The 26,387-nt window shown below is 66.6% G+C and carries 26 protein-coding genes; 8 read left to right on the plus strand and 18 right to left on the minus strand.

Annotated features, from left to right (window positions below; genetic code table 11):
* Positions 1-229 precede the first annotated feature (229 nt).
* The 5 genes from ACIBVN_RS49475 (at position 230) to ligA (ending at position 6,616) form a co-directional block, all read left to right on the plus strand.
* On the plus strand, positions 230-826 hold the full coding sequence (locus tag ACIBVN_RS49475; protein ID WP_397147943.1) for a hypothetical protein: 597 nt from the start codon (positions 230-232) through the stop codon (positions 824-826).
* Between the two features lie 138 nt (positions 827-964).
* Positions 965-2,896: a hypothetical protein gene (locus ACIBVN_RS49480; protein WP_397147945.1), complete on the plus strand. Its 1,932-nt coding sequence runs from the start codon at positions 965-967 to the stop codon at positions 2,894-2,896.
* 257 nt (positions 2,897-3,153) lie between these two features.
* A complete protein-coding gene (locus tag ACIBVN_RS49485; protein WP_397147947.1) occupies positions 3,154-3,309 on the plus strand; it encodes a hypothetical protein in 156 nt (51 codons plus the stop codon).
* A gap of 6 nt (positions 3,310-3,315) precedes the next feature.
* On the plus strand, positions 3,316-3,960 hold the full coding sequence (locus ACIBVN_RS49490; RefSeq protein WP_397147949.1) for a hypothetical protein: 645 nt from the start codon (positions 3,316-3,318) through the stop codon (positions 3,958-3,960).
* A gap of 574 nt (positions 3,961-4,534) precedes the next feature.
* A complete protein-coding gene (gene ligA, locus ACIBVN_RS49495; RefSeq protein WP_397147951.1) occupies positions 4,535-6,616 on the plus strand; it encodes an NAD-dependent DNA ligase LigA in 2,082 nt (693 codons plus the stop codon).
* An 801-nt stretch (positions 6,617-7,417) separates the two neighbouring features.
* Here ligA and ACIBVN_RS49500 read toward each other — a convergent pair.
* From ACIBVN_RS49500 to ACIBVN_RS49515, 4 genes are all read right to left on the minus strand, one after another.
* On the minus strand, positions 7,418-8,422 hold the full coding sequence (locus ACIBVN_RS49500) for a Rieske 2Fe-2S domain-containing protein (RefSeq protein WP_397147953.1): 1,005 nt from the start codon (positions 8,420-8,422) through the stop codon (positions 7,418-7,420).
* A gap of 80 nt (positions 8,423-8,502) precedes the next feature.
* Entirely contained in the window at positions 8,503-9,240 is a 738-nt protein-coding gene (locus tag ACIBVN_RS49505; protein WP_397147955.1) for an SDR family NAD(P)-dependent oxidoreductase, read from the minus strand.
* A gap of 11 nt (positions 9,241-9,251) precedes the next feature.
* The gene (locus ACIBVN_RS49510) at positions 9,252-10,481 is read right to left on the minus strand and encodes a cytochrome P450 (protein WP_397147957.1); all 1,230 of its coding nucleotides are present in this window, start codon (positions 10,479-10,481) and stop codon (positions 9,252-9,254) included.
* A complete protein-coding gene (locus ACIBVN_RS49515) occupies positions 10,478-10,831 on the minus strand; it encodes a ferredoxin (RefSeq protein ID WP_397147959.1) in 354 nt (117 codons plus the stop codon). Before ACIBVN_RS49515 ends, ACIBVN_RS49510 begins: the two co-directional genes overlap by 4 nt.
* Positions 10,832-11,576: 745 nt before the next feature.
* Between ACIBVN_RS49515 and ACIBVN_RS49520 the strand changes: the two genes are divergently transcribed.
* The gene (locus tag ACIBVN_RS49520) at positions 11,577-12,851 is read left to right on the plus strand and encodes an MFS transporter (protein WP_397147960.1); all 1,275 of its coding nucleotides are present in this window, start codon (positions 11,577-11,579) and stop codon (positions 12,849-12,851) included.
* A gap of 185 nt (positions 12,852-13,036) precedes the next feature.
* On the opposite strand, the gene ACIBVN_RS49525 is transcribed toward ACIBVN_RS49520, so the two are convergent.
* The 4 genes from ACIBVN_RS49525 to ACIBVN_RS49540 form a co-directional block, all read right to left on the minus strand.
* Entirely contained in the window at positions 13,037-13,213 is a 177-nt protein-coding gene (locus ACIBVN_RS49525; protein ID WP_397147962.1) for a hypothetical protein, read from the minus strand.
* Between the two features lie 1,069 nt (positions 13,214-14,282).
* Complete coding sequence (locus tag ACIBVN_RS49530) at positions 14,283-16,070, minus strand: hypothetical protein (RefSeq protein ID WP_397147963.1); 1,788 nt, start codon at positions 16,068-16,070, stop codon at positions 14,283-14,285.
* Positions 16,067-16,777, minus strand: coding sequence for a hypothetical protein (locus ACIBVN_RS49535; RefSeq protein WP_397147965.1), 711 nt, complete (start codon positions 16,775-16,777; stop codon positions 16,067-16,069). The genes ACIBVN_RS49530 and ACIBVN_RS49535 overlap by 4 nt, the downstream gene beginning before the upstream one ends.
* A 13-nt stretch (positions 16,778-16,790) precedes the next feature.
* Positions 16,791-16,991: a hypothetical protein gene (locus tag ACIBVN_RS49540; RefSeq protein ID WP_397147966.1), complete on the minus strand. Its 201-nt coding sequence runs from the start codon at positions 16,989-16,991 to the stop codon at positions 16,791-16,793.
* Between the two features lie 72 nt (positions 16,992-17,063).
* Here ACIBVN_RS49540 and ACIBVN_RS49545 point away from each other — a divergent pair, with 72 nt between their 5' ends.
* Positions 17,064-17,378, plus strand: a complete 315-nt coding sequence (locus ACIBVN_RS49545; protein ID WP_397147968.1) for a helix-turn-helix domain-containing protein — start codon at positions 17,064-17,066, stop codon at positions 17,376-17,378.
* A 251-nt stretch (positions 17,379-17,629) separates the two neighbouring features.
* Here ACIBVN_RS49545 and ACIBVN_RS49550 read toward each other — a convergent pair whose 3' ends face one another.
* From ACIBVN_RS49550 to ACIBVN_RS49585, 8 genes are all read right to left on the minus strand, one after another.
* A complete protein-coding gene (locus ACIBVN_RS49550) occupies positions 17,630-18,097 on the minus strand; it encodes a hypothetical protein (protein WP_397147970.1) in 468 nt (155 codons plus the stop codon).
* 160 nt (positions 18,098-18,257) lie between these two features.
* Entirely contained in the window at positions 18,258-19,229 is a 972-nt protein-coding gene (locus ACIBVN_RS49555; RefSeq protein ID WP_397147971.1) for a hypothetical protein, read from the minus strand.
* Positions 19,230-19,491: 262 nt separating this feature from the next.
* Positions 19,492-19,821 (minus strand): Imm51 family immunity protein, encoded by a 330-nt coding sequence (locus tag ACIBVN_RS49560; RefSeq protein WP_397147973.1) that lies wholly within the window; start codon positions 19,819-19,821, stop codon positions 19,492-19,494.
* Between the two features lie 633 nt (positions 19,822-20,454).
* Positions 20,455-20,682, minus strand: a complete 228-nt coding sequence (locus ACIBVN_RS49565; RefSeq protein WP_397147975.1) for a hypothetical protein — start codon at positions 20,680-20,682, stop codon at positions 20,455-20,457.
* A 16-nt stretch (positions 20,683-20,698) separates the two neighbouring features.
* Entirely contained in the window at positions 20,699-21,016 is a 318-nt protein-coding gene (locus ACIBVN_RS49570; RefSeq protein WP_397147976.1) for a DUF6247 family protein, read from the minus strand.
* Positions 21,017-21,357: 341 nt separating this feature from the next.
* Positions 21,358-22,044 (minus strand): HNH endonuclease family protein, encoded by a 687-nt coding sequence (locus ACIBVN_RS49575; RefSeq protein WP_397148049.1) that lies wholly within the window; start codon positions 22,042-22,044, stop codon positions 21,358-21,360.
* Between the two features lie 122 nt (positions 22,045-22,166).
* Entirely contained in the window at positions 22,167-22,958 is a 792-nt protein-coding gene (locus tag ACIBVN_RS49580) for a hypothetical protein (RefSeq protein WP_397147978.1), read from the minus strand.
* A 133-nt stretch (positions 22,959-23,091) separates the two neighbouring features.
* Positions 23,092-23,766 (minus strand): hypothetical protein, encoded by a 675-nt coding sequence (locus ACIBVN_RS49585; RefSeq protein WP_397147980.1) that lies wholly within the window; start codon positions 23,764-23,766, stop codon positions 23,092-23,094.
* 176 nt (positions 23,767-23,942) lie between these two features.
* On the opposite strand from ACIBVN_RS49585, the gene ACIBVN_RS49590 reads away from it, so the two are divergent.
* Positions 23,943-24,449 carry a hypothetical protein gene (locus ACIBVN_RS49590; protein WP_397147981.1) on the plus strand — a complete coding sequence of 169 codons (507 nt, stop codon included), beginning with the start codon at positions 23,943-23,945 and terminating at the stop codon, positions 24,447-24,449.
* 58 nt (positions 24,450-24,507) lie between these two features.
* On the opposite strand, the gene ACIBVN_RS49595 is transcribed toward ACIBVN_RS49590, so the two are convergent.
* Positions 24,508-25,173, minus strand: a complete 666-nt coding sequence (locus ACIBVN_RS49595; protein ID WP_397147983.1) for a hypothetical protein — start codon at positions 25,171-25,173, stop codon at positions 24,508-24,510.
* A 505-nt stretch (positions 25,174-25,678) separates the two neighbouring features.
* Positions 25,679-26,317 (minus strand): DUF6624 domain-containing protein, encoded by a 639-nt coding sequence (locus ACIBVN_RS49600; protein ID WP_397147984.1) that lies wholly within the window; start codon positions 26,315-26,317, stop codon positions 25,679-25,681.
* Positions 26,318-26,387: the final 70 nt, after the last annotated feature.

Genomic DNA, 26,387 nt, shown 5'->3' on the forward strand with positions numbered 1-26,387 from the left:
GCAGCGTCATGCGATGGCCCACCCCAACCGCATCGGGGACATTACGGGCAAACCGCGGAGCCACTCACACAACACAGCCCGCTGACGAATCGAGGCTAACACCGTCGTGATCGCACACATCGGCTGAATCTGAAGCGCGCAGCCTGCGACCCTTCGGCCTCACCATACGAACGTCCGGAAAGGCTGCGTGGCGCCCCGAAGAACCCTTGTCCTTGAGCCGAAGGAATTCATGCTGCTGACCACATCGCAGATTGACGATGCCCGACAGCTGACCGAACAGATCGCCGACGAGCTCGGCGGCTACTCGATCGGCCACGAGGACGGGTACGGCGGATTCTGGATCCGTCGCGGCGTTGAAGAACTGTCCCTGCACTACAACCGCTCGCCGGGCCGGGTCCTGATTGAAGGGTGCTACCCCGAAGGCTTCTCCCGGGTCACGTGGTGGGCGAAGCAGCACCAGATCACCTGCGCTGCCTCACGTGGCAGCGGCCCCATCGGAACCGACATCACCCGGCGACTGATGCCTGCCTACCGCGCGGACCTCGACAAGGTCTTGCAGGCGATTGCGGATCATCTCCAAGACCTGGATCAGCAACGCGCCATCGTGGACGCGATCCTGGACGCGATCCCGAACGCGAGCAGCTGGGCGTCCAGCACCGACCACCGAGTGCGTGCCCCGCGCCGCGAACACCAGCAGGTGTGGGCCGACTTCCGTATCACTGACACCGGCCTGACCGTGATCCACATGCAGGTACGCGGCATCGAGCACGCCCGCCGGGTCGCCGAGGTTACCGGGGAACTGGTGGCCGACGACCCGGCCCCGTAACGGGTATCGCCCGCCTCCCCCAGCACCGTGATCATCCCTGGCGGACCATGTCCTCCGGGCCCGGTGCGCCATCTGCGTACCAGCCCGCACACGGCTGCCCGACCCCCGCGTTCGGCCGTTTCCCCCTCCTGGAAGGTCATGAATCGCCCGTTTCCCTACGACTTCGACTGTCCAATGCCCGACCTGACCGGGCTGAGCGAGACCGAACTGCGCCGCCTGGCCCACCCGTGGCCGGTCGAGTGGCTGTACGAGCCCGCGCCTGATGCCCCGATCCGGATGGCTAACCTGTTCGCCGGGCCGGGCGGCTGGTGCTCAGGAGTTCGTGACGTGCTTGGCCAGGACGTCGACATGGTCGGCGTCGAACTCCATAAAGATGCGGCCGCCACCGCCGAAGCCGCCGGTTTCCGCCGTATTGTCGCCGACGTCCGGCACTTGAATCCACGCCATCCTGCGCTGCGTTGGGTGCGGGCGCTGCTGGTGTCGGCACCCTGCGGCTGCTGGACGCCAGCGGGCAAGCGCGCAGGCCTCATGGAGCACAACCTGGCCCTTCTGCTGGACGTATTCAGCATGGCGGCTGAGGCGACCCTGGGACACTGGCACGACGCCTTCCCCTGCGATAACGGCGCCGATTGCGGCATATGCCACGGCGATGAGACCTGGGACCTGTCCGGCTGGACCGGGCCGCTGCTGACACTGGAGGAGGCGCGCTCACCGATCGCCGAGATGACCGACGAGCGGGTCGGTTTGATCGCAGAGGTCGTCATTTGGGCGCTGTGTCTCACCACGGCGTTCGACAATCTGGCGTGGCTGGCGATGGAGCAATCCAGCACTCTGCCTGAGCGCGTCTTGAACGGGATCGCAGAAGAACTGCTGTGCGCCGACTGGTGTGACGCGAAGCACCTTACGTTGGACGCCATGGACTACGGCCTGGCTTCACGCCGCAAGAGGGTCTTCCTGATGGCCGCCCGGCACCGCTACGTGCAGCTGGATGCGCTGAAGCCCCGTCGGCCCATCGCGCAGACCACGGCGGCTCAGGCGCTGGGATGGCCGTCGGGTGTGCGGGTCAACACCCGCGGAGCGAGACGAACGTCAGGCGGCAACGAATGGAGCGCCGACAAGCCAGCGATCGCCATCACCAGCAAGGTCCGCGGCTGGTACTGGGCCCACGACAAGACCCGCCGGTTCTCGCTGGACGAGGCCGCCCTCTTGGTCGGATTCCGCCCGGGTTTCCCATGGACCGGGTCACGCTCCAGCAGCTGCCAGCAGATCGGTGACGTGGTCGCCCCTCTCATGAGCTGCGTCGTCGTCGGCACGATGATGAACCACCCGTGGGAACCGCCGCTACACGCCTACCTCCGCACGATCTACCCCTTGCCCGCAGGTTCTGCCCCGCACCCTGCCTCGAGCGCGGCCGCCCTCCGCCAGCCTCTTGCCTCTGCCACCCACGCGCGACGCCACCTGATTCGCGACCTCAGGAGCCCGATGCCCCGAAGAATCCCCCCGTTCCAGATCGCCGGTAATTCCGACAGCGCCAAGCCGGGCAACTACTCGATGGTGCTGCAGTTCGGCCCCCGCTACAGCCCACCCCTCGACCACACCATGGTGCTCACCGTCTTTCATCGCACCAACGGCGGTGGCGTTTCCGTCCTCGTCGACGACGAACAGGCCGCCGCCCTGGCTGCCTGGCTCGCTCGCGGTGCCGGCGAGCACGTCATCACCGATACGCAGACCGAGGCCCGCTTCAGGCGTGAGCCGGGCGCTGAAGCCTGCGTCCACGTTGAGGTGGGATGGAACAGCGGCGTTGGCCGCGTCAGCATCACCCTGAGCGCATCCCAAGCGGCCGAGGCCGCCCGCTGGCTGACTGAAGAAGCCCTCACCTACCAGTGGCCGGGCTGGCTGTCTCCGCTTGCTGTCTCGCCGGGATTCCACGACCACCTGAGCGTGGACGGGCAGCGGCAGCCGTGCCGGCTGTGTGACCTGGCCGCCGAAGCCCAGAGCCAGATCCCGCCCCAGCGCAGGCCGGACAGCGCCGGTAAGGAAGACGAGCACGTCACCGTCGGCGAGCGGTGACGTCGCCCGTACGACGGCCCGTTCGACACCGACGGCATGCACCCTGACTCGGGCAACAAAGCCGATGCAGCCGCGCCGCTGGGTGCACGAAGGTGGTGCCCTGCCGGACCTCCGAGCCCCGGTGGCGATCTCGCGCCATTCGCCCTCAATCCCGAGCTCTCCTGTCCCCGGGAGCCGCTCTTGCTGGAGAAGCCTGATGACCACGAGCACATGCGAGCACCTGTCCCAGATCCGCGCTACCGCAGGCCCCCGACCATGTGATCGAGGAACTGGCCAAGACGGTGCTCGCCCACTTCACCCACGCCGCCGCGCCAATGTCCGGCCCGACCGACGTCGACCACGCCGACCTCGTCGCCTACCTGGGCGAGCGCGTGGGACCCGTGCTGGTGCGGCTCCGCCAAGCCGAGCACTAGATCGACATGCTGCGAACACCCGCCACCCAGTTCCACAGCAAGGAGTACATCCAGCGGGTCACCGCGATGTTCGCAGATCTCGTCAAGGACATGTCAGACCAGGACCCGGAAGCAATCGCCCGCGCCGTGATGCACTACACCGAGACCGCGGTGTATGCAGCCGAGCGCGAGACTGCCCGCGTCATGTCCATGCTCGGGGCGGTGCTCGCCAACGTTGGCGGCATGTCCACCGACGCGGTGGAGCCCGCGTTGGTCGACGGGGACCGCCTGGTTTGCCTGAGCCCGCAGTGCGGAGGCCCGGTGGTCGAACTGGACTGGGGCTGGCGCCATAACCTTGCGGAGGTCCTCGGGCCTGGCCAGATCAAGACCTACGCCGATGTCGCGCACTATGACACGGCCCGCGATGTCTATGAGTGCAACACCTGCCTGACGCGGCTGTCACTACCGCCCGGCTTTCCGTGGTGGAGCACCAATAGCCACGCACCACGGCATCGAGGTGCCCGTCCCGCCCGTAGAACGGGACGTCGTCTTGATGGTCGGCACCGCCACGAACGCGATCCGCACTCGATCCTCGAGCTGGCCGAACTGGCCGAGCGTCGGGCCCACGCTGATGAGAGCCGCGGAAGATTGTGGGCGCTGCTCGTACTCTGAATCGCGCACCCGGTGCCCGGTTCACGGGTACCGTCGGCCGGGCTTGCTCGCTGGCTTGTCAGGACGAAACTTACGGCTCGGCGTCGGCAGGCGGCGGATCGAGGAACATCGTCTCAGCCGCGGCGCTGCTGACCCTTCCAGCGGGCCATGGCTGCAGATCTGTGTCGACCAAAGAGCACTCGTCGCCTGTGCAGCGCCGACGTAGCCGCCACGTTGCTGACAGCCGTGCTCTTGTCATCGTCGCCCTGCTGGACGCCCATCCCCGAGGAGTCCGGCGTGTCCTGTGAGGCCACGAAGCGAGCCTATCCCCAGGACGCTTGGGCGACTGCGGTTCGTGGTTGCCTCGCATGGTCGACGATCCCTCAGCCGTGTCCCGGGCCATGTCCTTGCCCTGGCCGGTGAAACCGTCCAACCCCTGACGGACGAGCCCCCTTCTACACCTCAGAAACACCTCGCCCAGCGCATCTCCGTGCGCTGTCGTTCACCATCGGAAGGAAACCCTTTCGTGGGTCAGCCCCTGCCCGACACCACCAACGGAAGATCGTTTGTCAGACCCGTACGAGACCATGGAGACATGATCGACGCTCCCGCCGTGACCCAGCTGACCGACCAGGACAGCTACATCGCCGCCGTTCAAACCGCTCGCGATGCCGCCGCGGCCTACTACGCCGACGGCACTAGCCCGATCGACGACCACACCTACGACGCTCTGGTGCGCGGCATCGAGCAGTACGAGGCTGCCCACCCTGACCAGGTTGATGCCGCCTCGCCCACAGGCAAGGTAGCCGGTGGCGCAGTGACCGGCGACGTACCGCACACCGTCCCCATGCTCAGCCTCGACAACGTGTTCTCGCCGGACACCTTGGCCAGCTGGGCTGCGCGGCTGGAGCGCCGTCTCGGCCGCCCCGTTACCGCCTGGTCGGTCGAGCCGAAGTTTGACGGGCAGGCCATCTCTGCCCGCTACCGCGCCGGCCGACTGACCCAGCTCGTCACACGCGGCAACGGAGCGGCCGGTGAGGATGTCAGTCACGCCATGGGGACCATCCTGGGTCTCCCCGCCACGCTGAGGGAACCGGCCACGATTGAAGTCCGCGGCGAAGTCATGATGACGACGGCCCAGTACGACGACGCATGTGCCAAGCGGCTCGCCCACGAAGGCGTCGCCTTCGCTAACGCGCGAAGCGCCGCCGTTGGCACCCTTCGCGCGCAGGACCGGTCGTACACGTGCGAGCTCACGTTCTACTGCTACGGTGCTCTCCCGCTTCCCCCGCACGACACTGGTGACGCGGCCGAGCACCTTCGCGAGCTGCCGCACAGCGAGCTCATGGCCCTGGTCGCGAGGCTCGGTGTGCAGACCGCGGCAGCCACTCCCGTCGCCGGCATCGTCGCCACCACTGTCGCCGACATCCAGGCACGCGTCGGCGAGATCGCCGCCGCCCGCGCCGGTCTGCCGTTCAGGATCGACGGCATCGTCGTACGCGCGGACCTGGCCGCCGATCAGGCTCAGGCGGGGTTCAGCTCGCACGCACCACGCTGGGCGATCGCGTACAAGCTTCCCGCCGTCGAGGTCATCGGCAAACTCGTCGAGGTCGAATGGGCGGTCGGCCGTACCGGCATCATCGCGCCGCGCGGTGTCCTGGAGCCCGTCATCGTCGACGGGAGCAAGGTTACGTATGCGACGCTGCACAATGCATCCTTCATCGTCGGCCGGGATTTCCGACTCGGCGGCTCCGTGACCGTCTACAAAGCCGGCGACGTCATTCCGAGGATCGAGGCGCCTGTCCCTCACCTGCGTACCGGCGATGAGAAGCCGATCGCCCTCCCGGACGTGTGCCCGAACTGCGGCCGCGACATCGACAAGTCGCAGGAGCGGTGGCGCTGTGTCCAGGGGCGCAACTGCCGAGCCCTGGCCTCCATCGTGTACGCCGCGGGCCGCGATCAGCTCGACATCGAGGGCCTGGCCAAGAGCCGCATCGAACAGATGCTCGCCGCCGACCTCATCGCCGACTTTGGCGACCTGTTCACCCTGACCTACGAGCAGATCATCGAGCTGGACCGGATGGGCGACAGCAGCACGACCAAGCTGCTCGCGGCGATCGAGGCTGCCAAAGCGCAGCCGCTGAACAGGATATTTTGCGCTTTGGGCGTTCGCGGGACCGGTCGATCGATGTCCCGCCGCATCGCCCGGCACTTCGGCACGATGGACGCCATCCTCGCGGCCGACACCGAGGCGATCCAAGCCGTCGACGGCATGGGCGCTGAAAAGGCCGCCCTCATGGTCTCCGAACTGCAGGAATTGCTTCCGCTTATCAACAAGTTGAAGGCCGCAGGCGTCAACATGGTCGAACCGGGTGCGGCCCCCGATGACAGCCCCGCCGACAGTCTCGGCGGCGACACGACGGCCGCCCTTCCGCTTACCCGCATGGCCGTGGTCGTGAGCGGCGCGATGACCGGCGCGCTCGCGGAGCTGTCGCGCAACGAGATGAACGAGCTCATCGAGCGCGCCGGCGGCCGGGCGTCCGGTTCGGTATCGGCTAAGACAAGCCTGCTCGTCGCGGGCGACAAGGCAGGCTCCAAGCGAGCCAAGGCCGCGGAGCTCGGAGTGCAGATCGTCACCCCCGAGGAGTTCGCGGTTATGGTCGCTGACCTACTGTAACCAGGCGCTGGTCACTCGCTGAAGCCGCGCATCTTCCCGTCTCTACTCGCGGGGTGCGCGGCTTTCTTACCTCCACGTAGCAACGATGGAATTCCAGGAGATCTCACGAGTGACATCACGTATGTCGTCGGCGATGCCACAGCACCGCAAGGCGCTGGGCCGCGGATCGTAGCTCACATCACAACATTGGAGGATGGGCTGCTGGATTCGTGCTTGCGCTGTCCCACCGATAGCCGCAGCCGGAGCGCGGCTATCGGACCTGGTTTCGCGGCCGGGCCAACAACGACTTCGCGCTGGGCAAGATTCAGATGGTTCAGGTCGAAGAGGCCCTCTGGGTTTGCAACATGCTGGCCCAGCATGGGATTAGCGCCCGGGCCCGCGCGGACACCCCCATCCACTATCCGGCGCTCCAACAGTGTCTGACCAAGCTCACCCTTGAGGCGGGTCGACTCGGCGCGAGCGTGCACATGCCTCGTATCGAAACGGGGCTTGCCGGGGGCACTGGGAGCAAATTGAACCGTTGATTCGGCGGCATCTGGTGCAGCGTAATGTGCGCGGCGATGACCTGCCCCGTAAGTGTCGCGCTCCGCGGAGTTAATCGACTCTGCCGTTAACTGGCCTGCGCGTCCCTAACCCATGACGGAACGCGAGGTCATACAGCGTCCGTGCAGACCGGCGCGAGACGCCGCCGGGCCTGACCATCACGACGTGGAGCGCTTCACGACCCTCGCGATTGGTGAAGTAGCTCAGATAGTGAGCGGCATCGCCGTTGAGGCCGCTGGCGCCTTCCTAGGCGAAGCATCATTCGGGGCGGTAAAACTGGCGGGCCCAACGCCGGTAGGGACCGATGGGGCCGTCGCCTTCGATGAGGAGAGGGCCCCGCAGGTATGCCTTGTGCCGCCAGATAGGTATGTCCTGGTGTACGTCGCTGACGAAGGATCGAAGGGACGCGCGAGCGGCGAGTTCTCCAACGAAGCGCCGGACTGCGGACGGTAGAGGCCAGGTGCCGGCTCGGGTGGACAATGCCAGCCGCAGCTGAATGCGCTCGTTGTCGAGTGGGGTCGACAAGACCAGCAGACGCAGGTGGAGGCCTGTGGGCAGGCGCACGTGGACGGTGGAGTGTCCGAGGCCTTCGACCACTGCGGTGAACTCGAGCGGGATCCCGCGAGGGAGCAGCGGCATCGCTCGGCGTACCTGGTAGGCCGTTCGCAGCTGGTGGCCGTTGATCAGACAGCGCTCGATTACTTGCACGTCTCGGTAACCGTGGACGTCGGCGAAGTGGAGCAGGTCCACGCTGTTTTCTGACGTCTCCTGAGGGTGCCCGCGCAGGGTGAAGGTACGGGTTCGCCAGGGTGTCCAGCCCGTCATGTCGAGCTCGCCCACCCGCCAGCCCGGTTCGGTGTCGGCCCAGTGATGCCAGCCGAGGATCACGCCGTGTTGCTCGGCGACCGGGACGGTGGTGAGCGCCATGCGGGCCGGGGCCCGGCTGCTGGTGCACTTACCGGAGGTGGGATCGAAGGTCAGTCCGTGGAACGGACAGCGCAGTTGCTCGTCCTGGACGGTGCCGCCATAGCCGAGATGAGCACCTAGGTGCGGGCAGTGGGCATGCGCGGCCATGAGGGTGCCGGATCGCAGCCTGGCCAGGACGAGGTCACGGCCAGCCAGGCGGACGGGTTGAACCGCGCCTGGGCGGAGTTCCTGGCTGAACGCCAGAGCGTACCAGCCGGCGGGATCAGAGGGCAGATCGCGCGATTGTGGGTGTCCGGTCGTGCCGGAGGGGATGCGGGCAGAACTGGTCGTCGTCATGGGTGGTTTCCGGTGCTGGCATGAGGGTTGAGGGCAGGTTGTGTGGCCAGTGTGGGCGAGGGCTGAGCCGGCCAGCGGAGTTAGACGTGAGACCCGCCGTCGACCCTCAGCTCTACTCCTGTCAGGTAGCTGCCGTCGGAGGAGGCTGCGTAGGCAATGGTGGCAGCGATCTGTTCGGGCTCGCCGTAGCCGGTCAGCGGACGCGTGCGGCTAAAGAAGGTCGGGTCGATGTCGGCTCCCTCGGGGACCTCCATGGCGGTCACCATGGGAGTGCGCACGCCTCCGGGGGAGACCGCCACGACCCGTACTCGATGCGGTGCCACCTCGGCTGCGAGGCTGAGGGAGAAGGCGAGGAGTGCGCCTTTGCTGGCTGCGTACGCGGTCATGTAGGGGTGGCCGTGCGTGGCTGCGGTGCTGGCGACATTGACGACCACGCCGCGGGAGGTCATGAGGTGGGGCATTGCCTCGCGGCACATAAGTGCGGTGCCGACGCAATTGATCGCTAGCAGGTCATGGAAGGCAGTTGGTGTCAGGTCCGGCAAAGGTGTGATCCGATGGATGCCGGCCACGTTGATCAGCGCGTCCAGGCCGCCCAGGACTTCGTAGGCGGTGTGGACGGCGTGGAGGACCTCCTGCTCGTGCGCAATGTCTGCGGTGTGGGTGGTGATGCGGTTGTGGATGAGGTCTTTCAACCGCTTAGCATCGCGGTCGACCGCGAATACGAGGCCATCTTCGGAGGCCAGGCGGAGGGCTGTGGCTCGGCCGATACCAGATGCGGCACCGGTGACCAGGATGCGCTTGCCGACGAAACGGTTCATGGCGGCGTTCCTCATTTCCGCGGAAGCGGCGTCTGGCGGTCTGTGCTCGCCCAGGTAACCGGCAGTTCCACGGGTCCGCGGGTGACTTGGCTGTGCCGCCAGATGATGTCGGCCTCGCTGCAGGCGAGCTTCAGGTCGGGGAATTGGCGGGGCAGCGCGGTTAGCAGGACGCTGAGCAGCATGCGGGCCACTTGGGCGCCGAGGCAGATGTGTGAGCCGTGACCGAAACCCACATGCCGGTTGGGGTGGCGGGTCATGTCGAACGTGCCTGGCGAGGGGAAGGCGTAGGGATCCCCATTGGCGGCGATTATCGAGGGCAGGACGGTGTCGCCGCGCGGGATCAGCACGTCGCCCAGCATGACGTCCTCCGTAGCTACTCTGGGCAGGCCCGAGGTGCTGCCCAGAGGCACATAGCGGACCAGTTCCTCAACGGCGCTGGGTACGAGTTCCGGAGTGCGGCCGAGCCTGCGGAAGTCGTGGGGGTGGCGCAGCAGGGCATACACGCTATTGGCGATCTGGTCGGTGGTGGTCTCCGCCCCGGCCGCCAGCAAGGTAATGCCGAATCCGACGAGTTCATCGTCGGAGAGTGCGCCATGCTCGTCGTGGGCCGTCACCAGGTGGCCGATCAGGTCATCGTGGGAGGTGCGGCGGCGCTCGGCTACCAGGTCGGCTACGTAGCTGATCAGCTCACTCAGGCTGTGATCGGCCTGCTCGGGGGTGACGTTGCTGATGCTCAGCAGCGCCGCGGTCCAGGCACGGAAAGTCTCATAGTCCTCCGGCGGGACGCCGAGCATGCTGCCGACGACCAAGGCTGGCAGTGGGAGCGCCACGGCGGTGACGATGTCGGCGGGCGGCCCCGCCTGGCGCATGCGGCTCAGCAGGTCGTCGACCAGCCGCTCGGTGTGCGGTTGTAACTCCCTCGCACGCTGGGGAGTGAACGCCCTGGCGACCAGTGCACGCAGTCGGGTGTGTTGAGGCGGATCCATGCTGACGATGGACGTGCCTGGCAACGGTTGAGCCGTCAGCTGAGGCCGGCCGGGCTCGCAGGCGAGTGCGCGGGAGAAGCGGCGGTCGGCCAGTACTTGCTGGACAAGCGGATGGCTGACGACGAGCCAGGCCTCTTGCCCGTCAGGCAACCGGACGCGGGTCACCGGGCATTCGCGCAGTGTCTCGTACTGGTGCTCAAGTCGCAGGCCGCTGGCGGGTGGAAAAGGGTAGCGGACGGTCGCGGCGATGCTCATTTCGCCTCCATCGGCGTTGTCTGCACGAGGGCTGTCATCCGGGTGCGGGCCGATACGGGTTCACCGGTCTCCGCGTCGGTGAGAGTGATCGCGGCGGAGGGGCAGAGGTCTGCCACGATGGCCAGTTCCTCGTCCGGGTGGGTCACCTCGGCCAGCGGTTGGGCGTGCCCGTCGAGAAGGGTGAAACGCTTCGAAGTAGAGGCCACGCAAAGACCGGTTCCCTGGCATGCCGCGGTGTCGATGCTGATCCGCCACTGGCCGCGTTGAGGCGAGGAAGCGGTGCGCGCGCCTTGGCTTCCGCTGGCTTCCGCATTCAGCTCGCCAGCGTGACTGGTTCGTTTGCAGATCATGGCCAGCTCCTTGTCGGGCTGTCGGGCGCGGCGACCAGCAGGCAGTAAGCAGCGGAATGGGCGCCGACTCACCAGCCGCATTCTCTTGACTCACTGTAAAGATCGATGTCAGTTTCAGGAATTTTGGAGGCGGCGCTCAGATGCTGGCAAGACAAGGTGGGGTTGTCGTGACTCCTGTGATCAGATCGTGATCTGCGCAAGCCTGCGCTGCTGCACCAGAAGCGGCACTCACGCCGTATAAATCGTTGCCGTGGCCCTGATCCCGAACTGCTATGACTCACGGCTCCATGCAGCCTGACATCGATGCCGAGCGGTCCATATGCCGGGCGTGGTGACCGAGCCCGACAGCCCCAGGCTGCAATGCTCACCGTGTACTGACGTCCAGTGCCTGATTCCCGCGGTCTTGGGAGAACTGGCCGCCCTCCTTACGGCGCGCGCCCGGCACCTGCTGAACCATGCCGAACCCGGGTGCCAGTCTGCGCGACCCCGGCCCTCCCCCTGCCGAACCATGCCCATGCGAGGCGCAACAGGCACCACCGCAGTCAGCTGATTCGTACTCGGTCAGAGCCGTCGCCGCGATCATGCTCGCGTCGCTGTTGCCGACATCTTTCGAAGCCTGCGGCACATGCCGCCTACCCACACCGACGCCGTTGCCGTGTGGCATGCAGGCGCTGACCGACGTCCACCTCCATCGTCCCCTGTTTCGATCCCCCAATCGGGATCACGCACTGCTGGAGTCAACTACGTGTTTTCTGCTTGCCGGCGACCTTCTGGGAACCTTGTCGCGCTGCTTCGCGACAACGCCGATTTCAGACGGCTCCTCGGCGCCTGCGTGCTCAGCCGGACAGGCGACTGGTTCACCTACGTCGCCTTGAGTAGTTTCATTTACAACCACACTGAGTCACCAGGATGGACGGCGCTGCTGTTCGCGGTCGACTCCCTTCCCGGAATGATGCTGTTCCCGTTGATCGGTCCGCTCAGCGACCGCTTCGACCGGCAACGTTTGCGGATCGCCTGTGACCTAGGCTCAGCCTTTCCGGTCGTTGGCCTGCTGATCGCGTTCCACATCGGCTCTGTGACCCTGGCCCTTGGGTGCCTGGCCGCTCGGTCTGTGTTCGCCGCGGTGTCGGCTCCCATCCCAGAAGTCGCGCTGCCGAACCTCGTCGCCAGCGGGGAACTGTCGCTGGCCCAAACCATGCTTGGGAGCGTGTACTCGGCCAGCCTGGTCGTCGGAGCCGGACTGGGGGGTGTGGTCAGTGCCGCGTGGGGAGCCTCGGCCACGCTCCTCATCGATGGCGCCTCATTCGTCGTCTCCGCGCTCCTGGTCGCGCGAATCAAGCGGCCATTGTCCAGCGCTGCCGCAACACGCCGACTGCGGATAAGAGCCGATACGGCCGAACTGTGGCGGTTCCTGCGAACGACTCCAATCGCGACCGCCTTGCTGTGGCTCACCGCGGGACTACGTCTCTGCTACGGAATGGTCGCACTATTGCCGCTCTACGCCCTCGACCGTTTCCATGTCGGCGATGCCGGAGCCGGCGCCATGTACCTGGCACAGGGACTCGGGGCCGTGCTTGGACCCTTCGCAGGCGGGTGGCTCACCGCTAGCTCAGCACGTCGACGGCTGTACGTGGCCGCGGTGGCACTTGCGGTCTTCGGCCTCGGATATCTGCTCCTGGCCCACGCCTCCAGCCTAGCCACAGGAATGACCGCCGCCGCGCTGGGCCACATCGGAGTGGGCGCATGCTCGATGCTCGCCATCAACGGCCTGCAACTGGCGACGCCCGATGCCATACGAGGACGAGTCCTGGTATTCGCCTTCAGCCTCTCATCCACCATCCAGGGAGCATCGATGCTCGTTGTCGCGCCCATGGCGGCGACCGTCGGCGTGGCCGACACCACGCGGATCCTTGGAGTACTCGCCGTTACCTACGCGATCACCTGGTCAATCTGGGCGACACGCATCCGCGCCACACGCTTCGACGCCGACCGCGAGGACACCTTCAAGACTCGACGCTGACCGTAGTCAGCCGGGTTAACGCCACGAATGGAGCGGCACAGCACACCACGCGACTAGGCCACGCATCGCGGGATGCGACGGCGCAGGGCGGCGCCGCCCTGGAGATGGAGGAGCGTGGAGAACGCCGCCAGCGCCGACGTCCAGGCCGGATGATTTCCCAGAGGCATCGCGCGTCGTACGCAGTCTCACATGTTGATCAGGACAGTTGAGCGGCGTGCCGGTTGCCCAACTTTCGCCGAGGATGCTCCGGCCGGGAAGATCACCAAGGTCTGGGCAGCGCTGGCGATCGCCATGAGCTTGCCATCCGGAACGCTCGCCGCCACCAGGTGGCCGTCACCACTCGGGCGAATCGCCGACAACACGGAGGCGGTCGTAGCAGGCTGCATCGTGCTTCCGTGGCTGGGGAGGCGGGGACGCCGCCGCCAGCTCCGGGGCAGGGGCCTGTGGAACCGGTAGACCAACGTGGTCGTGGTAGACCTCGCGCTCGGCCCTTTCTCCGTACGGGCCGAAAGGGCCGCGCTCGCCGGGTTTGCTCGCCCCGATTACCGCGGCACCGCCCTTGGCTCGGTGCGGCGTGGGGATCACTGGCGGCCACCTTCCGCTTCCATACGCGCGCGATGCAACGTTCCCGCCATACTGGTCAGTGACTCACCAGCCGCCCATGTGGCGCACGCCGCCGCCCACACTGGGACGATTCCAACCGCCGGTATCGCCCCCGGCATCAGCTTCGATCCGATGTCTCATGCCGGTGAGCATGGCAGGGCGCGCTGTGGCTGGCAAGAGAACGGCCCTGCGGCGTGTGGGCATACCCGGGCTGATCAGGCCACCATTCACCGGTGAAGGCAGCATAGTTGCGTTCGGTCTGACAGCGCCAGGAGCCTCGCCCATCGGCCGCCCCCGCAGCTCGGGCGCTGGATTACCAGCGCTGGCATCCAACTCCTGCGCCAAGGGGAGTTGCGTCGGATCCATGATGCGGCCGCAGAGGTTGTCACGTTGTTGGGAGTATCCTTGCCGGATTTTACCGCCGACGCCCATTTAACCGGTGCTTCCTTGATAGAGAAGGCAATCACGCCATGGTTGTCGAGGTAAACGGTGTTCGGCCGGTGCCGCAGGCAGCAGCACATCGGGCCGCCCCGCCCTGGCGCGCTAGCGACGGCAAGGCGGCCTGAAGGCCTGGGCCGCCTCCAGGGGCCGTTCATGAGACGGCTGGACTGAAGTTGACGGGATCCCGTCTGATCATCGAGATCAGGCGGGATCTTGTCGTTTCAGGGGTTTCCGAATCGGGTTCGTCCTGGTTTGGGGGCCGCGGAGCAGGTGCCTGGGGAGGCCCGGGTGGTGTCAGGCCGCTGGTGGAGGACCGAGATCCGGCCGTTGGGCATGGCGAAGCCGACGGTGGGCTGGGCGCTGCGGTGGGGTGGCGGGTTTTGCGGCTTATGGGGCGGGTGGTGGTCTGCTCTGGCCTGCGGGTGGCGTGTCGTCGAAGGGCTCGACTGGAGTCTGCGGGGTGTCGGCGGGTGTGATCGGCTCGTTTTGGGGCTGGTGGGTGTGGCGCCACTGGTCGAGGAAGTGGTCGTTGGCGACGGTGACGAGCAGCGCGACCAGGATAGTCTGGGCGACGCGGCCATGGGCGAGCCGGTTCTTGGGATCGCCGAGGTCGAGGTCGTGTCCCTTGAGCCTGCCGTTGATGCCTTCGGTGTTGGCCCGGACAGACTTGTAGGTCCCGATCCAGGCGGAACTCAGGTAGGCCAGGTCCTGGCGGAACTTGTCGAGGTGGCCGAGATCGTCCTTGCGGATGGTGATCGTGTGCTGGCTGCAGATCTTCGGCAGTTGGGCGGCCTTCAGATCAGGTTGTGGCGGCAGGACGCGGGGTTTGGCCGCGGAGTGGGCGGCTCGCTGCCGGGCGTCGGTCAGGTCCACCGCGGTGGGCCGGTTGGGTCCGCGCTGGTGGAGGCGGTCGAAGCGGGGGCAGGTCAGCGATGGAGAGGTGCCTGCTGCCGGGCACTGGAAGCGGACGGTGCCGTCGGTGTTCGGGCTCTGCTTGAGGCGCAGCAAGTACGGCTCTCGCGCGCTGATGAGCGCGGTGAGTTCTTCCGTTGGGGTGCGGATGGCGGCGTCGTCCAGACCGGTGGTGGCCTGGGCGAGCCCGTCGGGCATCAGCGGGCAGGCCAGGGAGCCGTCGATGAGCAGCGCGCCGTGGGCGCTGCCCTGCACCCCTCGTTGATCCACTTTGTAGTCGAGTGCAAGTCGGTAGCCGAGTTCGCGTGCGGGTTGGGCGAAGTGGCCGGGCTGCTGGTCGGTGTAGGCGCGGTCGACGACGGCGAACGCTGCGGGCAAGCCGAGGGTGGGCAGGGGCTTGAGGGTGGTAATGGCGTTTTCGCCGATGCGCTTGCCTGGCGTGTCCAGGACCAGGCCGAGCGCCAGTTGCGGAAAAGACCCGGAAACCGAGCGGGTGCGGGCGGCGACGGTGAGCGTAGCCGAGTAGCCGTACTCGGGTGGGCCGTTGCCGGCCGAATGATGCCAGCCCGCGGTGATCTCGGTGGAGGCGATCAGTTCCCCGGTGGAGCGGCGGGCGCGGGGTGGCCGGGCGAAGACCGGGGCGGCGGTGGTGTCGATGCCGACATCGCCGCGGAAGTGACGGAGATAGCCCCGGCCTTTGGCCCAGCGCACCGGAGTGAGCACCAGCGCGGTGGCGATGTCCTGCAGCAGTTCCCGCTTATGCGAGCGTGCTGGGTCGTCGTCCTCCCACGCGGCGGCCAGCGCGTCGGCCTGATGCTGGGGCAGACGGGCGCGCCGATCGTGGCGGGCCGGATCCAGCACGGTGGTCAGCCGGTCGAAGGCCCGGTAGAAGCGGCGGGAGGAGACGAGCACCTGGTGGACATCTGCGGGGTCGACTTCGGGCAGGCCGAGCCGGTGGCGTGCGGCGGCGCTCAGACAGAACGCGGCGATCCGCCAGGCCTCGACGAGCGTGGCCTTGCCGGTGTGGTTGATAGACAGCAGCAGGCAGGTCAGCACCGCGGCGATGGGCAGCCCGGGCGGGCCGGGCCTCGGGCCGAGTTCTGCGTCGATCAGCGGCATGATGCCGGAGTCGTCCAGCAGCCGGGCGTAGTGACTGACGACGGCGTCAGGGATCTGTGCCGTCTGCTTGGCAGGAGGCCGAGGCCGGGTGGCTCGGGCTCGGGTGGTGCGCGGCTGCCAGGCGCGTGGCTTCGCCGTACTCACATGGCGCGGCCGCGCAGCAGCGCGACCGCGGTGGGCTCGTCCAAGGCTGGGACGAAATGTTGGTAACGGGCCAGTGCCGAGGCGCTCATCCCGGCCGCGGCGGCCACCACCCCCAGATCGATGCGAGCGCTCAGCAGTTCGACGATCCAGGAGGAGCGCAGCCGGCGCACCGACAGGGCGGGCAGGCCGCCGGTCGGCTGGTGACGGGCTGTCCAGGAGCTGAACAGATTCTTGGCGTGCCGGGCGGCGCGCCTGGGCCGGAAGATGAAGGCGTCACCGGGCCGGTCGGCGGCGCGGGCCAGGACGTCCTCCCAGGCGGCGCGGCAGACGATCAACCGCTCTGTGCCCGGGACGGTGACCACGACCGCGCCGCAGTCCAGGCAGCGCAGATGCCCGGTCCGGACGGCGGCCACCTCCCCAGAAGTCAGACCGCAACCGAAGGCGAGCGCCATCAACGCCAGCGCGTCGCCTCTGGCCTGGCCGGGCAGGCGTTCGGCCCAACCGCGAAGACGGCCGAGCTGAGCCGGCGAGTAGGGCGGGCTGACCGTCTTGGGGGCCTTCATCGGCGGCGGCGCCTGCTCGCCGCGCTCCAACCAGGCCACTGTGGCGCGCATGTGCCGCAGCCAGCTGCGGTAGGTCTGCGCCGAACTCGGGGCCAGATCGGTGCAGCCGGTCAGGACGAACGCGTCGATCGTCTCATGCCGCAACCACACTTCCGGGTCATCCGGCAGGCCGGAGCGGTGACACCACACGGGCCAGCCGGCTGGTCGCGGTGAGCAGCCGCTCGACCCGGTAGGGGGAGCGGTCGGCGCTGGCGGCGACCAGCATGCGCACGTGCCCGGCGATCTGTTCCCATTCCGGCGGGGGGTTTTGCGGCCGGTAGCCGGTGATCGTGGCCGAGGTCTCCGCATCGAGGGTCACACCCCATCCATAGCGGCAAGACAACCTGCCGTTACGGAGGGCGACGACATCCACCGAAAGGAGCGCTTTGTTATGGTCGGAGGACGCGGGCGTTCCCGCTCTCCCCGGGATTTGGCCGAGGACCCGGAGAACTGGCCCCACGCGGACCTGTCCGGCCATGTGGCCGCCGCCGTCGTCCAAGCGATCGCCGCCACCTTGGCCGAGTTGATCGCCGGCCAAGGGCTGAGTTTCCGACGCCTGGCGGTGCTGTCGGGCGTGAACCGGCAGACCATCAACGACCTGGTCGCCGGGCGTTGCTGGCCCGATGTGGCCACCATCGCGCAGTTGGAGGCCGGGCTGGGCATCCGGCTGTGGCCGGTCTCGCCCGGTGGGTCCGGTGGAAGCTGACGTGCGGCGCACGCGCTTTCGCCCTGGTGAGGGCATCGTCGATCCTTCCCGCCTCGTCCCTGTCGGTGGCAGGGCAGGCGAAATCCGGGCTCGACGTCTCCCCAAGAGAACCCATCCGGGTTACTCTCGGGAATGCGGGAGCCACTGTCGGTTAGACCTGCTGGTCGCTCACGCAACCTCGGGTGCCGCCGAGACGCAACCTCGGCGGCACCCTGCTCATGCACGGCATGGCCGTGATCAGGGACGGATGGTCAATCGGCCTCCCCGGTCGGTGCGTAGCCGTTGATCCCGGCGGCGATCGCGTAAAGCCCATCGGCTTCCCGGCGTAGCCATCCATCAGTCACCAGTCGCTGCAGCCGTGAACGCATGCCCTCGACCTGGGAGCGGGTGTCCGGCTTGCCGATCGCCTGAACGATCTCCCGTGCCCGCATCGGCTCATCGGCCGTAGCCAGCAGCGCCACCACCTGCTGCCTGAACCCCCGCAGCGGCGGTAGCTGTGCGTGCTTGACTTCAGGGTCGAGGCGAGCCGGGGCGGGCGGTTCCTCCTCGACGACCACGCCGTCACCTTCAGCCATGTCGGCGTGGCTGAGGTGGTCGCCGGTGAACTCTGTCAGAGTCTCGCGCGTGATGGCCAGGCGCTGCAGTCGTTCCTCGACCGCGGCCAGTTGTGCCCGCAAGTCCTCGGCCTGCCGTAGCGCAGCCGTCTCGGCCTGGGCCACGCGTTCCAACAGTGACGTCACCATCGCTCCCCCAGGAGAAGCAGCCGTACCCGCCTGCCGCATTCACGCCATGCAGCCCAACAACTCCACACTGTAAACGGCGAAACACTGACAGTCACTACCGCATTCAAGATCTGTCCGCGGCAGTCAACATCGACGCTTAGCGCTTGGTGTAGGACGGAATGGCTGCCAGGTCAATGTCGGCGTCGGCCCAGCGCCGCCGAAGGTGCTCAGCCAGCAGGCGCGTCCATGCGGCGAGATGAGAGAATACGCGATGCCGGTCGGCAGTGGCGGCGGCCGACTCCAGGATTGAGACCAGCTGTGGACGGCTGCGATGGCCCTGCGGCCGCTCGTCCAAGACCGGAAATCGGTTCAGGGCTCGGAACGCCGACGCGAAACCGGCAGCGGCCATGCCCTGGCCGAACACCCGATCGTCTGCCAGCCCGGGCAAGACGTTCGCGGCAGTCTTGCGGTAGTCGGTTTCGAGAGTCTCGGCGTGCGGGTCGGCGACCGTGAGCCACATGGGGCCGGGCACATTCACCCATGCGAGATTGGTCAATGCGTGCCGATAGCCGGCGAACTCGAAGTCGATGAGCCATCCGTGACCGCGTTCGACGAGGAAGTTGTTCGGTTCCGGATCACCGTTCGTGAGCACCAGAAGCTTACGATGCTCCGGGTCGTCTCCGGCCAGGACCTCGTGCAACATGGCCAGTTCGGCGGCTGTGCGCCCGTTGGGTGCCATGCCGAGTTCTTCCAAGCGGTGCGAGGTCTCGCTCCAACGATGTCCGAGCACGGGAAGACGGTCCGCCTCCGGGGCGACGGTGCAATATCGTGCCTGTCTGCCGTAGAACATGTCCGCGCGGCCGGCAGAAACCGCGTGTAGCTCGCCGATCGTACGCGCGAACGCCCTCCTGCCAGCCACCGACCGCTCCGCACCGACTTGCCCAATCAGCTCCGCCAGTGATTGGTTCGACGGCAGCTCCTCCATCACCAGCATGTTGACGTCGAGTTCACTGGCGATCAGCCATGGAGCCGAGCCGAACGCCGATTCTTCGAGGAACTCCAGCGCGGCCCTCTCCGTAGCGATCTGACGTGGATCGATCCGGAATCCCTTGGGATCGTTGCGGAGCATTTTGACGATGACAGATTGAGGAAACCTGTCACTGTCAGAAGCAGCAGTCAGCCGACACCGCCAGATCGACCAGGGTGTCACGTGCTCGGATTCTGCTACCGACACCGTCGTACCTAGGGATTCAGTCAACAGTCCCTCGATTCGCGAAAGGTCGAGTTCTGGGGAAGGCATGATCCTCACAGCCGAAACTGGGGTGACAAAGCTGAGAAGCTTGAACCGCGCCGTGGTCGATGCGCTGGCGCCGGAGTGGGCCGTGTGCAGATCAGTCGTCGAATTCGAAACCTGCGGTCTCGGCCGCTGCGATAAGCCCACGCATACGGTCCCCATCCGTGGCGACCGCGGTCATCAGCTCGGCCAGATCCCGCAGTGCCTCTTGATCGTCGCCGTAGGCGCAGAACATGCCCCCCTCCGAGTCGTACTGAAATCGTGCCCCGAGCGTCGGTGCCTCCGTGCTCACGAGGAAACGCGCGACGCCCTCCCAGAAGTATCCGTTCGGCTCGTGACCGGACTCTTCAACGAGTTCGTCTACCTGGGTCGTTCCTGCATCCAGCAGCAGCGAGAACTTCCCGGGCGTGGTTTCGAGCAATCTCATCGGGCTCATTCGGGAGATCGTCGCACTCTCGGCGCCTACCGGCAACGTGGGCAACCACCCGGCCGAGGCCCATGGTGACCCGGGGTAAGGCATCAACTCCGGTTTGGTGAGCACGTGCAACACAAGCAGACCGCGGCGGCGTCGGGAGATCGAGACGCTCAAGCCTGCGCATCAGCCCGAAACCAATCCTGGGAAACGATCACCCCTGAGCTGGGAAGCGATCTTCTTCGCTGCTTTTCCGTCCCAGGCCAGACCTACTCGTGAACACCCCTCCAGCCGGGCGGCGACTTCTGGCGACCGATGCCGGTCTCCGCGCGGGCCGTCCTGACCCCGTCGCCTTACCAGTGCAGCAGTCACTGCGGCTCAGCGAGAGACGGGCCGCCAGGCTGGCTCGGCCTTGTGCAGGGTCGTCCGTCCGGTTACAGCAGCGGATGCGTCGACTGTGGCGCCTAGCCTCCCGCATGCTGGTGCCTATGGACGACGGCGGAGCAAGGGGGCGCGGTGACGGCACGCACCCCGTTGGGTCCAGCGCAGGAGCGCCAATGGCTCAGGCGCTGTGCCGTACCGGGGTCGTCTGGGGCTTGCTCCTACCTGGCGACCAGCTCTTCATCGCGAGAACCGCCACCGTGCGGCCTACATGGGGTAGCGGTCCACGCGGAGGACGGCTACCTCATGCTGGGCGTCGAGCAGGACGTACGTCACCGAGATGCCCTTGTAATCCCATACGTACATGTTGCCAGTCAGGCTGAGGGGACGGCCATTGGCGGGAGCCAGCTGCAGCACTTGGTAGATCTCCAGCAGGATGTCGACATCGGGGTCATCCAGCTCATCGATCTGCCCTTCGGCGACCGGGCTGCCCATGCGGACGACGTACACCTCAGCTAGTGACTTCTCGCCCGCGCCGAGCCAGGATCTCGGCCATTGTCCGGCCTACCTGTCGCCGGCCAGACTCGAGCTGCTCGGCCTCGGCGTGCATACGCCGCCAATCAGCTTCGTCGTGTGCCGCCCGGGTGGCGATGCGCCACCAGCTGGTGAGGAAGTCATCCAGTGCGGCCAGATCGATCACTGGCGCGTGAGTGATGGCCTCAAGCTGGGCATCAAAGGCTGCCACGTTGGCGCTCGGCAGCGCAGCCCGCACGGCGATGAAGGTCCGCTCAATCCCCGGGCTGGGGACGTCATGTCGCTGGATGCTCATGACAGCAGTTCACCTCTTGCCTCGTCGCGTAGCTCACGTCGAGCCTATCGCCGCGCTACGGCTCGGCCAACATCGCTCTTCCTCAGCCGTCGAATCCGGGCTGGCGGTGCTTCGCACGCGATCGGTCCTTTCTCCAGCCGACGGGGACACGTCGCCATGCCACCTCGGGGGCGCAGCCGCAAAGAGGCCAGTTGCAGTACCAGCTATAGGAGGGGTGTCAGGGCTGTGGCGAGCATGAGCCCGGTCAGCGTGGTCACCGTGGCCAGCGCGGCGCGATGCGCGAAGGATGGCGCCATGCTGGTGTTGCTCCTTGACCCGGGAAAGCGAGGCGATGGAGTGTGTCAGGAGATAGGGATCAGTGGCGCGTTGGGGCAGCCTTGAGCGATCTCCGTGAGCGTGGCCTTCTCGGCGGCGTCTACGCTGAGCTGCCAATGCCGTTTGATCGATGTCCATTCTGCAATGTAACGGCAGCGTACCGGCTCGATCGGCAGCCACTGCGACGGATCTTGATCGGCCTTTTGCCGGTTCGAGCGTGCGCTCACCGCGACCAGATGCTCGGGGGCGTCCATGTAGTTCGCGTAGGCTTCGCGCTTGGCGGCATCCCATGTAGAGGCGCCGGAGTCCCAAGCCTCAGCTAGCGGGACCTCGTGGTCGACATCCAATTTAGACGCGGCGTCCAATACGGTGTCGTCATAGTAGCTGTACCAGCTCCCGCCGCTCAAGGCGCAGCTCGGCCCGACCGCGGGGGCGACGATCGCCTCGGAGATGAGTACCTCGTATCGAGTGGAGCAGCCGTCGCCGTCGGCATCGATCCAGTGGCGGAAGCTGGTGCGCTTGTATCCCTGCCGGTTTTCCTCGGCGACCGGCAGGTCGGCGATGGCCTGCCGCAACAGCGGCGGCCCGGCAGGTGCGGTGCGGGCTTTCGTTGTGTGCGCTTCGGCGTGGGCGGGTGGGCCCGTCGTGGGGATGGTGATGGCGCTGGTGAGCATCGCGGCGGCGAAGAGAGCACGCCGTGCGGGGAGAGGCATGGTCACCCAAGACTCCAATGAATACCTAGAGCACCTAATCGCATGCGTAGAGTAATCATCGCTGCCTTGGGTGTAGCAGTATCCGCGCAGTGAGAACCGCGTGGGCGAGTCGCCTCAGCGGGTCAGCGCTCGTCGCATCCCGATCTTCGGCCGCCTCCCCGCAGCGTTGGAACGAAGGCCTCACCGCGCAGTGCTTGCTGGACAACCGCGATCGAGCGGGCCAGCTCGATCAGCCGAGGACCCTCGCGGCGATAAGCATCCCGCACCGCCTCAACATCGGCTGCGGGCACCTGACCCTTCAGCTCATGGGCCGCATGCCGATAACCGGCCCTGGCCGCCTCGATCGCCGCATTCACGTGTGCGGCCACCATGCGGGCAAGCGCCAAGGGATGCCGGCGAAGAACTTGGTAGGCGCGATACTCAGCGGGACCCGCATCCAGCAACCAGACCACGGCCGAGCTCTCCCAGTCAGGCTGATCCGGCCTGACAACCTCAGACGGCCACTCCGGCGGCACGAACATGCCGCCATCGTAGGTGCGCTCAGCTGGCGCTGCCGGTAGAGATCCGCCGCCGCTTACGACCGCCGTCCTGGACGCGACAGAGCCAGCATCCCTACTGGAGAACGAGACTGACCGCTCCGCCGGATCCCCCCGGGGCAACGCCTCCTCCGCCATGACCGGCTCATCTCCGGCCGGAAACTGCCGAACGCCGCTGTAATCCTCATCCGCCAGGCGCTCCACCGCCGCATCTGGCAGCCACGCAGCGTGCGTCTGGATGCCGCCCCGGAAATTGCGGACGGCCACCTCGTTCCACGTCACATACGCTCGCTGCCAGGTGCCGTCCTCATAGACCTGCACGGCAAGCACGTAGCCGGCCGCATGCGGCAGAACCTTGATCGTGGGCGGGACGGTCACCGCGTGATCCTACCCGGCATTCGAATAGAGATTCGAGTGGGTTGGCGATGTGTATCAGTCCAGGAAACGTGGCGAACAAGCCGCCGCATCAACCGCTGTGCTGGTTATCGGGCTCATTTGCGCTGCGCTGACATCAGCTGGCGGCTGCGGTGGTCAACTCGACGGTGTATCCCAGTTCGGTCAGGTATGCAGCGGCGGCATTCACCATGTCGGTGGACTCGACCTCGAAAGGCTGCCAGCACATGCCTACCATGGCCTCGATCGCCGGCTCCAGCGACGGGTTCGCCACCGCTGAGGATTCGGTCAGCCACTGGGGCTTGGCCTTGGCCAGACCGTCCCGGGTCTGACCGGGAAGGCGCCACTCGCGGTACGGGTATCGGTACAGGACCTGGTCCTTGGCGCTGGCGTGCAGCAAGTTCAGCCCTGGACCGGGATGAAGCGGCACGTGGTCGCACGCCACGGCCAGATCCTGCGTTTCCCACACGCCGATGACTTCGTCCGCCTCAGCGGCCGCGGCCAGGTAGGACATCGTCGCGATGCCTTCGGCGGCATCACGGCCGACGTAGACAGGGCGGAGGGCAACATAGCCCAGCAGCTGTCCAGCGCGAAGGACGAACAAGCGCGGTGGCAGCACGCCGCCTTCAGCCATGACTGCGGTGTGAGCGTTCTTGCACGCCTCACTGATCTCGAGCACCAGATTGTCGCTCATGGACTCCCGCTGGCCTAGTGGTGGCTGAACGTCGAGCCCGGGCGAACGGCGCCGCAGGATCGACGGATGCTGGCTCTCCAGAGCCTTGATCTTAACCACGGATGGGCGCTTCGGGGAACGAAATGTACGACGGCGACCTTTCCCCTGCTCGCGTCGAATCACGGCCAGCTGCGCGCGGCCCCGCCCAGAGCCCCGTGGCCGTTAGCCTGGGCCGGCGCTTGGGCGCGGGCGTGTTGGTACGTGCGGCGAGCGCGTATCGATGGTAGGGAAATCGAGTGACTTCCTCCTCGCTCTCCGAAGAGGATTTGAGGCCCCGGATTCGCGAGGCGCTCGCACTCCTTCTGGACGCCATGCGCCCGGACTGGGGCGGCGCCGACGCGATCGCAGGCAGAATCCGCTTCGCAGAAGATCGGCTCCAGTTGACGTTGCCGGACATCTGCGTCCAGGCCGTGCGCGCGGCGGCCATCCCCACGATGGCACCCGACTCCTTCATCCGGCAGAACCCCGACCGACGGGCTGATGCTGCTCACATGCAGCGGAGTATCGCGGAACTGCGTCGCAGGCTGGCCCGGCCGATGCCGAGCTCGACGGAGGCCGAGACTGCGCCAGCCAGTCAGGCCACCGAACAAGTCGCCGACGACGCCACGGTCGCCGCCGAGCGCGCATGGCTGGTACAGGCCGTGGCCCCCGCCTACCGTCGCGAAAAGGCCAGTCGCGCCGCATTTGAGCAGCGCCATAGCGCGGTGCGCCCCGCCTTCGAAGGGCTGCTCCCTGAGGAGTAATGCGCAAATCCTCTCAGCCATGGGGGTGACGGGCGCCCGTACGGCCCGCTGTCCGACTTCATTGATGGGGGGCGGCAGGGTCGCTGCAAGTGGCTGTGTCGTCGGATTCATACATGCCGCTCAAGGTGGCGGCGAATGGTTCCAGCTGTGTTTTCCACGGTTCGCTCAATGCCGTTCGGGCTGACGTGTCCGTAAGAATGAGGAAGTGCAGGTGCCGCAGACCGTGTAGGAGCACATCGATACGGCGCGGAGCTGGCCTCTTCGTTGGGGGGTTTGGCGCCGGTTTGCCGACTGCCGTGACCAACTCGGGAGTGATCGCGACAGATGCCGGCCATCGCGCATGGGCTGGCCCCTCGATGTCGAGCGCCGCGAGATATGTCAGGACAATCGAGCCATCGGCGGCTCGCCAGCTGGTCGAGTGCAGCAGCCGGACGTCGTCGGCGACGGCATGGTCGCGCAGTATCCGCTGGGCGGCGTCGTGGGGTGGACAGTCGATGTCGCCCGAGCACCATGTGTCGATGCCGCTGACCAGCCAGACACCGTGATCGTCGGCAACCAGCGGCCATACCTCGACGCGCGCTCCCTGCGTTCTACGGGCGGGGCCGCTCACCCCGTCATATCCTGTATTTACAGGAGGGAATGACAAGGCGCCCACCCCTCCTTTATGTTTGACGTCGGGTAAATGTTCATGTTTGGCTACATTAGCAGTATCAATATGTCTCATGCCCGGCTGATATGGGCTCGGGGATGAAGAACGATTGCTGACCGATAAACTGCTGGCTGGTGGAGATACCGGCTTCTGGGGTGTGCTGGAGCCGGTTGCGGCTCCCTCCCGGAAAGGCGTGAGACGCACGCTGGGGGTCAGCCAGAGAACCCGAAGGACGGACTCGGCTGTAGAGCAGCGTGACTCCTCCGCTCCTCGAAGAGAGAGGTCCTCGTTAAGCTGCTTGCGCAGCGTCGCGAAGGGCAAGCTCTGCCCTGAGGATGTTGACGGCCGCGTTTGCGTCAGGTGCATGGCATGCCCCATATGTCGTACAAGCAACTCGGCCTGGCTGACACGGTTCTCCCGGGCACAGCGCCCGCATCGGACGCATATACGGAGGGGCTGCGGGGATCGACTGGGATTAGCGCGAGTTGCAGCGCCCCGTCGAACTGCTGGGAAGGGGAGCAGCCCCGCGCCGCGGTGACGCGTGTGGCCTCCGCAAGCGGATCGAGAACCTTGCGGTGTCTCAGATGGAGTCTGGACTGGCGTAGCATTCGCGGTGAAGCCGGTCGTATTCGGCGTGAGGCTCCAGCCCAACTCGGGCACGTCGCTCGTCCAGGTGATCCAGGTCCTCGATCGGCTGGAACTCGAGCTGCCCATCCCGCATCCCATACTGAGTGCCGTACACCTGCGGACTTCCTGCAGCGACGCAGACCCGGTCGACGAGGTATGCGTAGTCCGCCCACGTCGCTTGTCCTGCTGCGGCGGCCTTTTCTAGCAGTGGCAGGCACTCGCGCTGAAAGGCGACGTCCTGGTCGGCGTGCTGTGCCAGGAGCCACGCCGCATGCGCGGCTTCCTCGCCCACCAGATCGCGGCCCGGCCAGCCGTACCGGGCGATCACCCGTTTTAGGAAGGCGGCGTTCCTCGCGTCCACGGCGTCGAACTCAGCGATCTGCTCGTCGGTCCACGTAGCGCCACGAGGGATGCCGGTTCGAACTTCCTGATCACGGTTCATCCTTTCCAGCAGCTCATCGCGGAGCCGGGTATCGCCCACAGGCCAGTCCTTTCGTCTCCGTCGGAGTGAAGCCATTGACCAGTTGCGGTCGCCGATGAGTGGCCGCCAGCTGTCGTTCAGGGCATCACTCACGATCTTCGGATCGCCCACATGCCGCGAGTGCCGACGGCGGCCCTGCCCTTTCCCGCTCCTCGGCGAATGACTGCACCACCTACCAACG

Origin of the sequence: Nonomuraea sp. NPDC049400 (assembly GCF_044466425.1) — a bacterium.
Lineage (GTDB): Bacteria > Actinomycetota > Actinomycetes > Streptosporangiales > Streptosporangiaceae > Nonomuraea.

Excerpts from the sequence above, each read along its gene's own strand:
- ACIBVN_RS49595 (WP_397147983.1), bottom strand. The coding sequence starts at position 25,173 with ATGAGACATATTGATACTGCTAATGTAGCCAAACATGAACATTTACCC.
- ACIBVN_RS49490 (WP_397147949.1), top strand. The coding sequence starts at position 3,316 with ATGCTGCGAACACCCGCCACCCAGTTCCACAGCAAGGAGTACATCCAG.
- ligA (WP_397147951.1), top strand. The coding sequence starts at position 4,535 with ATGATCGACGCTCCCGCCGTGACCCAGCTGACCGACCAGGACAGCTAC.
- ACIBVN_RS49515 (WP_397147959.1), bottom strand. The coding sequence starts at position 10,831 with ATGATCTGCAAACGAACCAGTCACGCTGGCGAGCTGAATGCGGAAGCC.
- ACIBVN_RS49570 (WP_397147976.1), bottom strand. The coding sequence starts at position 21,016 with ATGAGCATCCAGCGACATGACGTCCCCAGCCCGGGGATTGAGCGGACC.
- ACIBVN_RS49500 (WP_397147953.1), bottom strand. The coding sequence starts at position 8,422 with ATGACGACGACCAGTTCTGCCCGCATCCCCTCCGGCACGACCGGACAC.
- ACIBVN_RS49560 (WP_397147973.1), bottom strand. The coding sequence starts at position 19,821 with ATGAGATTGCTCGAAACCACGCCCGGGAAGTTCTCGCTGCTGCTGGAT.
- ACIBVN_RS49545 (WP_397147968.1), top strand. The coding sequence starts at position 17,064 with ATGGTCGGAGGACGCGGGCGTTCCCGCTCTCCCCGGGATTTGGCCGAG.
- ACIBVN_RS49505 (WP_397147955.1), bottom strand. The coding sequence starts at position 9,240 with ATGAACCGTTTCGTCGGCAAGCGCATCCTGGTCACCGGTGCCGCATCT.
- ACIBVN_RS49555 (WP_397147971.1), bottom strand. The coding sequence starts at position 19,229 with ATGCTCCGCAACGATCCCAAGGGATTCCGGATCGATCCACGTCAGATC.
- ACIBVN_RS49475 (WP_397147943.1), top strand. The coding sequence starts at position 230 with ATGCTGCTGACCACATCGCAGATTGACGATGCCCGACAGCTGACCGAA.
- ACIBVN_RS49510 (WP_397147957.1), bottom strand. The coding sequence starts at position 10,481 with ATGAGCATCGCCGCGACCGTCCGCTACCCTTTTCCACCCGCCAGCGGC.
- ACIBVN_RS49575 (WP_397148049.1), bottom strand. The coding sequence starts at position 22,044 with ATGCCTCTCCCCGCACGGCGTGCTCTCTTCGCCGCCGCGATGCTCACC.
- ACIBVN_RS49565 (WP_397147975.1), bottom strand. The coding sequence starts at position 20,682 with ATGGGCAGCCCGGTCGCCGAAGGGCAGATCGATGAGCTGGATGACCCC.
- ACIBVN_RS49480 (WP_397147945.1), top strand. The coding sequence starts at position 965 with ATGAATCGCCCGTTTCCCTACGACTTCGACTGTCCAATGCCCGACCTG.